This window comes from Mycobacterium sp. TH-M25 (genome assembly GCF_057473665.1).
Window position 1 is genome coordinate 1 of the sequence record NZ_JBYCLA010000253.1, and the last position, 6,632, is coordinate 6,632.

Annotated in this window: 5 protein-coding genes; 1 reads left to right on the forward strand and 4 read right to left on the reverse strand. The window is 59.8% G+C overall.

What is annotated here, in order from left to right:
• Nucleotides 1-265 precede the first annotated feature (265 nt).
• The 4 genes from AC2VOU_RS08460 to AC2VOU_RS08475 all read right to left on the reverse strand — a co-directional run bounded on the left by AC2VOU_RS08460 (nucleotide 266) and on the right by AC2VOU_RS08475 (nucleotide 6,027).
• Entirely contained in the window at nucleotides 266-1,630 is a 1,365-nt protein-coding gene (locus tag AC2VOU_RS08460; RefSeq protein ID WP_486956969.1) for a PPE family protein, read from the reverse strand.
• A 91-nt stretch (nucleotides 1,631-1,721) separates the two neighbouring features.
• Complete coding sequence (locus tag AC2VOU_RS08465; protein ID WP_486956972.1) at nucleotides 1,722-2,930, reverse strand: PPE family protein; 1,209 nt, start codon at nucleotides 2,928-2,930, stop codon at nucleotides 1,722-1,724.
• 300 nt (nucleotides 2,931-3,230) lie between these two features.
• Entirely contained in the window at nucleotides 3,231-4,283 is a 1,053-nt protein-coding gene (locus AC2VOU_RS08470) for a hypothetical protein (protein ID WP_486956970.1), read from the reverse strand.
• Nucleotides 4,284-4,569: 286 nt separating this feature from the next.
• A complete protein-coding gene (locus AC2VOU_RS08475; RefSeq protein ID WP_486956971.1) occupies nucleotides 4,570-6,027 on the reverse strand; it encodes an aldehyde dehydrogenase family protein in 1,458 nt (485 codons plus the stop codon).
• Nucleotides 6,028-6,478: 451 nt separating this feature from the next.
• Between AC2VOU_RS08475 and AC2VOU_RS08480 the strand changes: the two genes are divergently transcribed.
• A partial coding sequence (locus tag AC2VOU_RS08480; protein WP_486956973.1) for an FAD-dependent oxidoreductase occupies nucleotides 6,479-6,632 on the forward strand: 154 nt, incomplete at its 3' end.

A 6,632-nucleotide genomic window follows, 5' to 3' on the forward strand; every position in this document is an offset into this window, starting at 1 on the left:
CCCCCGAAACGGTCTTAACGGTGGCGCACATCGGCCACACCGCTGCACCCTACGAGCCCCGATTAGTGCGCAAGTTTCGACCTATCGCCAAACAAAACCGCAGGCCACAGCGGTGCCAGCGAAATCCGAACCGGATTGTGTCCTAAGTCAGGTCATGATCTCGGCCCGATCACGACGACACGCCGATCGAGTCACAACTAACTCTTAAATCACACCCGCCGCAGGGCCCCCAAACTGCGAAAGTCGAGGACTCGACACCAGTCAACTATGTGGAAGATCGAGGCTCGGGGTGTATGTGCACGGCATGGGTTCCTGGTGTCTTCGACAGCTGGTCCAGCAGGGCCTCAAGCTGAGCTTTGTCGGTGTGCCAGTGCTGAACTGACTCGGGCTTCTGCGAGAGTTCGGCGAGGACGCGTTCGAACTTGCTCGGCTTCGAGTCGTCCTTGTTGCGCACCGTGTCTGCCCGCCGAACGGATGTCACGTTGATTGCGGAGGGGATTGCCCTGCCGAGGACGCCACCGGCTAAACCCGCGTGGGTCATCTGGCTAAACATGCCGTCGACACCCTTTGTCGCCGCTGTGGGCACCGCAGACGCGCTGGTGCTTTGTAACGCAGAGGCGACCAACTTGGCCGTCGGCGTGGCCACGGCCCAACTGGGCGGTACTGACAACCGCCCCGCAAGCACGGTACTGCCGAACCTCGCCGATACCGTCGGGGTGGCCGTCCCCGCATCTGATATCAGTTCAGCTGCGGCGGCGGGGCTCAGCGCTGCTGACGTAGCGATCGGGGACATCGCAGCCTGCATCCACAACATGCTGAGGTTCATGCCGAAGATGGTGGTCACGAGGGCCGTACCTGACGTGGTGAGACCCCTTAGGAGCGTTCCGAGTGCCTCCGTCGTCAGCGACAAGAAAGACGACAACCGCAAGGGTTGGAGCAGCAGCGCAATCCCCGGTGGGATCATCTGGCCTGATGTTGCGGCATTTCCCAGCGCCGACGGCACGCCAGACATTAGCGCAGCTAACTGGGATAGTACGGGCTGCGCATTGCCTGCCGACGCGGCGGCGGCGTGAACGGTAGCAGAGTGTTGGCTCGTGACGCCCGCCGGATTGGTGGTCTGGGGTGGGGGAGCAAACGGCACCAGCTGGGTAGCGGCCGCCGAAGAACCAGCGTAGTGGTACATTGCCGCGGCGTCTTGAGCCCACATCTGTGCGTACTGGGTTTCGGCAGCCGTGATTGCCTGCGTGTTTTGGCCGAGAGTGTTTGTCGCGATCAACGACGCCAGTTCGCGACGGTTAGCAGCCACCACGGGCGGAGGAACCGTCGCCGTAAAGGCTGTCTGGTAGGCGTCGATGGCTGCCTTGGCCTGGGTGGCTGCCTGCTCGGCTCGGGCGGCGGCACCCCTTAGCCACGCCGCGTAGGGGGTGGCTGCCATCTCCATCCGCATCGCGGACGGACCCCGCCATCCAGCGGCCAACGTCGACAATATCGAAGGATAGGAATCCGCCGTCGACCGTAGCTCGACGGCAAGGCTATCCCACGCTGCCGCAGCCTCCGACATCGATCCCGGCCCGGGGCCGGTGTACATAAGACCAGAATTGATCTCCGGTGGCAACAATCCGTAATCCATCCCTAGCCTTTATCCACCGGTCGTAGCGCCCTGTTCGTGTAATCGTCCATTTCCTCGTGCATCCCATTCCACCGTGTATTGCAGCCGCCGTTTACTCGTCTTCGGTTATTAGGATGATGTTGATGGCCGCAGGGTCCGCGGCCGGGGTATCGCCACTTGTCATCTTCGCAGATCGAGCAGTTTGAGCACCCGTGCCGGCGATCGCTCGACCCGCCAAACCGGAGAGCGCCATGTCGCCGAACAGGCTCCCCTCTTCAGCGTCGGTGATCGCCGCTACGGCTGCCGTCGGGCTTGACGATGGCAAAAGCACGGCGGCCGGTGTGATTTCCGGGGCGGCCAAAACCCAACTCTGCGGCACCGACATGTTGCTGACCAAAGCGGCACGGCCCATATTCGCCGACACCTGCGCGGGCGCTGTCCAGCTGGCCAACGTCGTTTCGGAGCCAGCTCCGCTCGCTAGGGAGGCCGGCAGGGAGTCCATGAACGCGGGGTATATCTTCGAGAAATTCACCCCGGTTTGAGCCATCGAGTACATCAATAGACCCTCGAGTTCGCCGCTGGCGGGCCCGGACGCGAAATTCACCGGCGACAGCGGCCCCAACGTGACATTGAACAGCATGTGGGACAGCGAAGGTGGGGCCGCTGATGCGGACAACACGGGCGTCGCCATGCTGCGCAGTGCTTGCGGAATCGCGGACAGCAACGCCGGCAACATCTGCGCGTGTCCGGTCGTGGCTTGGGTGATCGCCGCGGTCTGCGCAACCAGGCCGCTTGGGTTGGTGGTCTGTGGGGGCGCACGAAACGGAGTCAGTGTAGATGCGCTCGCCGCAGAGTTCGCGTAGACATACATCGCAGCGGCATCCTGCTCCCACATTTCGCTGTAATCGAGTGCAGTGGCCGCGATCGCTGGGATGTTCTGTCCGAAGAAATTCGTTGCGATCAGCGCCGACAAGAGGCTGCGGTTAGCGGCGATCATCGCCGGGGGGACCGTCATCGCGAACGCCGAATCGTAGGCCGCCGCCGCTGCCTTGGCGTGCGCAGCGGCTTGCTGGGCCTTGGCCGCTGTGTTGTGCAGCCATGCCACGTACGGTGCCACCGCCCTAGCCATCGATATTGACGCCGGCCCCATCCACCGGTTGCCCGTCAACTCCGAAATCAAGGAGCCGTACCCGGCTGCGGCAGTAGACAACTCGGCCGCCAGTGCGTCCCAGGCTGCAGCTGCGGCCACCAACGATCCGGATCCCGAGCCAGAATAGATTCTTCCTGAGTTGATTTCCGGTGGTAAGGCTCCAAAATTCAGCACCGAACCTCCATCTCCAGATCACCTATGGTGTTGCCCTATGACCTGCGTCGAGTCAAATCCCCCAGCCTGATCACCCGCGGCCCCGCACAACCACCGCTATCCGTGACCGCCCCGGCCTGCACATTGCCCACTTCTTGACCTGAGTGCATGACCGACTCCTGACCACCGGCTTGGTGCACTCGCCGACCACACCGGCGCGCCAGAACCGCGGTCGCCTTCTCGCGCCTACAACAACGCCCCCGAAGCCCTCAGCCGAAGCACTATTCGCGGGCTAGAACCAACCAACCGCCTGACCCCTCACGCCGAACTTGGCTCACTTTCCGACTGTGCCGGATCTAGCCGAGCTACTTCGCGCGCCCGGAGCGGCCAATGGTTGAAAAAGTCGGCGTGAGTGGCCAGCAAGGGAAAGGTAAAGGACAGTGTTGCGGTGGCGACCCACACCTGTCCATGGTAGGTAGGCGGTCCCCATAATAACGGAGGGTGGACGGCGCCATGGCCGACGAGCTGGTAGATCCACACTAGGACGCTACCGAGAATAGCCATGGTCAATACGTTTAATACCCCGCGAAGCAGCAACCGCTGCGGTGGTCCGCCAAGCAGCGAGTCGTGGAAGACGACAAGGACGATCAGCCCACCAAACAGGAGCGGGATCGGAACCCAAACAATGAACGCGACTGGATCAGCGTGGCGTACCCCGATGCCGACCCCGAACAGCACCGTGGCCCAGACCAAACATAGCGCGGTCCAAAAGAGACCACGCACCGGTTGGTGGAGGCGGTCTAATCCCAAGAATCCGAACGCGGGCGGCAGGAACATCCCACTGATCGCGGTGACGAGAAAGCCGGATATATACCATGCGTTGAACAGACCTGTCGGGGTGTGGGGGATCTGGGCATGGGGCGGTAGGAAACTGAAGTCGAACAGGGCATAGTAGAGGCCAAGCGCGACCGCGTAGCTGCTGAGTAGCAAAGTAGCCGCGGCCACGACGTCGTTGGCGATTTTCTTGAAGGGCCAGCCATCGAAAATTACAGCGAGCCAGAACGTGGCAACCACAACGACGATGCTGAACATCGCGATCTGCGGCGTACTGGTTCCTCTCCCTCCTCCGACGGTGTTGACACAGACGACCTCATTTATAGCGGCAATGACACCCGCGGCAATGGCTAAAATCACGCCGCGGATCGGCTGCGGTACGGCTAGCCGGTCAGAGCGGTGCGCCCAGATGCCGGTGAGCACGGCTTGGGCTGGCAGCCATGAGAGAAAAAAAGTCCCGACCGGTCCGGTGAACGTCGCCGAGTCGACTAGGGCAGCGATCAAAAGTGATATACCGACGATGAGAAGGGTTGACATTACCCCAATTCGGCGTGCATCTGTATAGGTACTCGCGGAACTACTCATGTCAAAATCTCCTCCCGTTACACCCACGCGATTTTTGCTCTATAAATAATCACAACGCCGTGCTGCCTATGCATATTCATTTTCACTGGCCCTTCTCATCCAGAAATTTACGTTACAAAAACACCGGCCGGGCGGCATCAAATATCTAGCCGCCATTTGTGCCATGACCCCGACCACCCCGTTCGGTCGAAGCTGTGCCATCACCGCAGTTAGGTGGTCCGGGCGACATGGAGTTGCTCTACTCATACGGATAGATCCTCCGCCCGTGGTTCACCGACACCCACTGCGTCGTCGTCAGCTCGTCAATACTCGATTGGCCATTCAGGCGACCGATGCCGGACTCTTTCTCGCCGCCAAATGGGACGATGGGTTCATCCGCAATGGTGGTGTCATTCACGTGTACCATGCCCGTGTCTATACGACGCGCGATTTGGACACCCCGAGTGAGGTCCCGTGTATGCACCGCGCCGCTGAGACCGTAGTCACTCGTATTTGCCATGGTGATCGCTTGTTCGTCGCTATCGAAATCCATGATCATCACGACCGGGCCGAACAGTTCTTCACGGGTAATGTCGTCGTGGACCGAAACGTTCGCCAATACAACCGGTGACAACAGATTACCGTCTCTTTCGCCCCGGAGTAGCGGCTGCGCCCCGGATTTGACTGCAGCGTCAATTTTGGCCTCAAGCAACTCAGCCTGTCGATTGTTGATAAGCGGACCTATGACCGTTTCTTCCCTGGTGGGGTCGCCCACAGTCAAAGCTGCAACCTTCTCGGTGAAGCGTTGTTTGAACTCATCGGCGATGCTGGAGTGAACCATGATGCGGTTCGCACACATACAAATCTGACCCTGATGGGCGAACCGGCTGAAAATAGCGGAGTCGACAGCATAGTCAAGGTCAGCGTCCTCGCATATGATGAACGCACTACTGCCACCAAGCTCTAGAATGACTTTCTTTAAGGTCCTCCCGGCAACCTCGGCAACGTGGCGGCCGACCACGGTGGAACCGGTGAATAGCAATGCTCTGGGAACCGGATGCTCTAAGAAGTAATCGCCGATGGCCGGGACTTCGAACACAGTGACGTTCAGCAACCCAGGCGTAAGACCCGCTTCTTCGAAGATCGATCCTATCAACGTACCACCGACCACCGGTGTTTCTTCGTGCGGCTTCAGGACGACACCATTGCCCGTAGCCAATGCCGGCGCAACTGACTTCATGCTCAAAAAAAACGGAAAGTTGAATGGGCTGATAACGGCGACAACCCCGAGCGGCCGACGATATACGTAGTTCTCGGTATCGGGTACGGGTGACGGTAAAATGCTGCCCTGCACGCGTAGGGGCAGGGTAGCGGCCTCCTTGAGGTTGTCGATAACAAGCCCGATTTCGAATTCTGCCTTTAGCGCGGTCCCGCCCAACTCGGTAGCGATTAACTCAGTGATCTCCGAACGGCGCTCCTCAACGATCCGTGCTGCGTTCTCGAATACCGTTCGCTGTTCGTACGGGTTGATTTCCGACCAAATCGTTTGCGCATCTGCAGCTGCTCGATACGCTTCATCAATATCGTTGATGGCGGCGCAACGAAACTCCGCAATAGTCCCGCCGCTGAACGGATTACGGTCAACGAGAATCTTCTCACCGTGGCCTTCACGCCATGTGCCTGAAATATACTGCCGCACTAGCTGGTCCGTCGTCACGGGGTTTCCCTTCTCGTACGCTTCTGGGGGTATCGGAAATCCACTGTCATCATCTATCTCATTTCATGTCGGTCGATGTTATGAGGATCCGCCTGGCGGCATGGCCTACAACCGGTTTGGCCCCGACCTCACCTATGTCGTCGATCAAGGCGGCTGCATTGGGCAACGTCAGCACGTTGACAGCGCCTAGACCGACCGTGGCCACGCTTCGGGTGTCGGTAGGCGATATACCGACGAGATCGCCTGCCTGTGTGGTCATTTGGCGGCCCTTCTGCCCACGGTGATCGCCGCAACAGCGATCAGCTGCGAGGTGTAGCATACGTAAACTCAATTTCGAGAGCTATCCATGAAACGCAAGCGTTGTGACTGCGCTAATCGGATAGTTTCCTAGGATGTTTGTCTCTACCGTTGCCTAGAGTGTCACTAGATAGAGCGGCTGCGGGAGCTTCGGGTGAATAGCGAGGTCGACGCTATCGTCGTCGGATCAGGGATCAACGGCATGGTGGCAGCCGCTGAGTTGGGGCGTGCCGGTTGGACCGTCGCCCTGTTGGAACGTAACAGACAACTGGGTGGGTTCGTCGCGAGCAGCGAGCTGACCCTGCCGG

Bases quoted from the DNA above. Each gene is read 5' to 3' on its own strand.
- AC2VOU_RS08470 (WP_486956970.1), bottom strand. From the start codon at position 4,283: ATGTCAACCCTTCTCATCGTCGGTATATCACTTTTGATCGCTGCCCTA.
- AC2VOU_RS08460 (WP_486956969.1), bottom strand. From the start codon at position 1,630: ATGGATTACGGATTGTTGCCACCGGAGATCAATTCTGGTCTTATGTAC.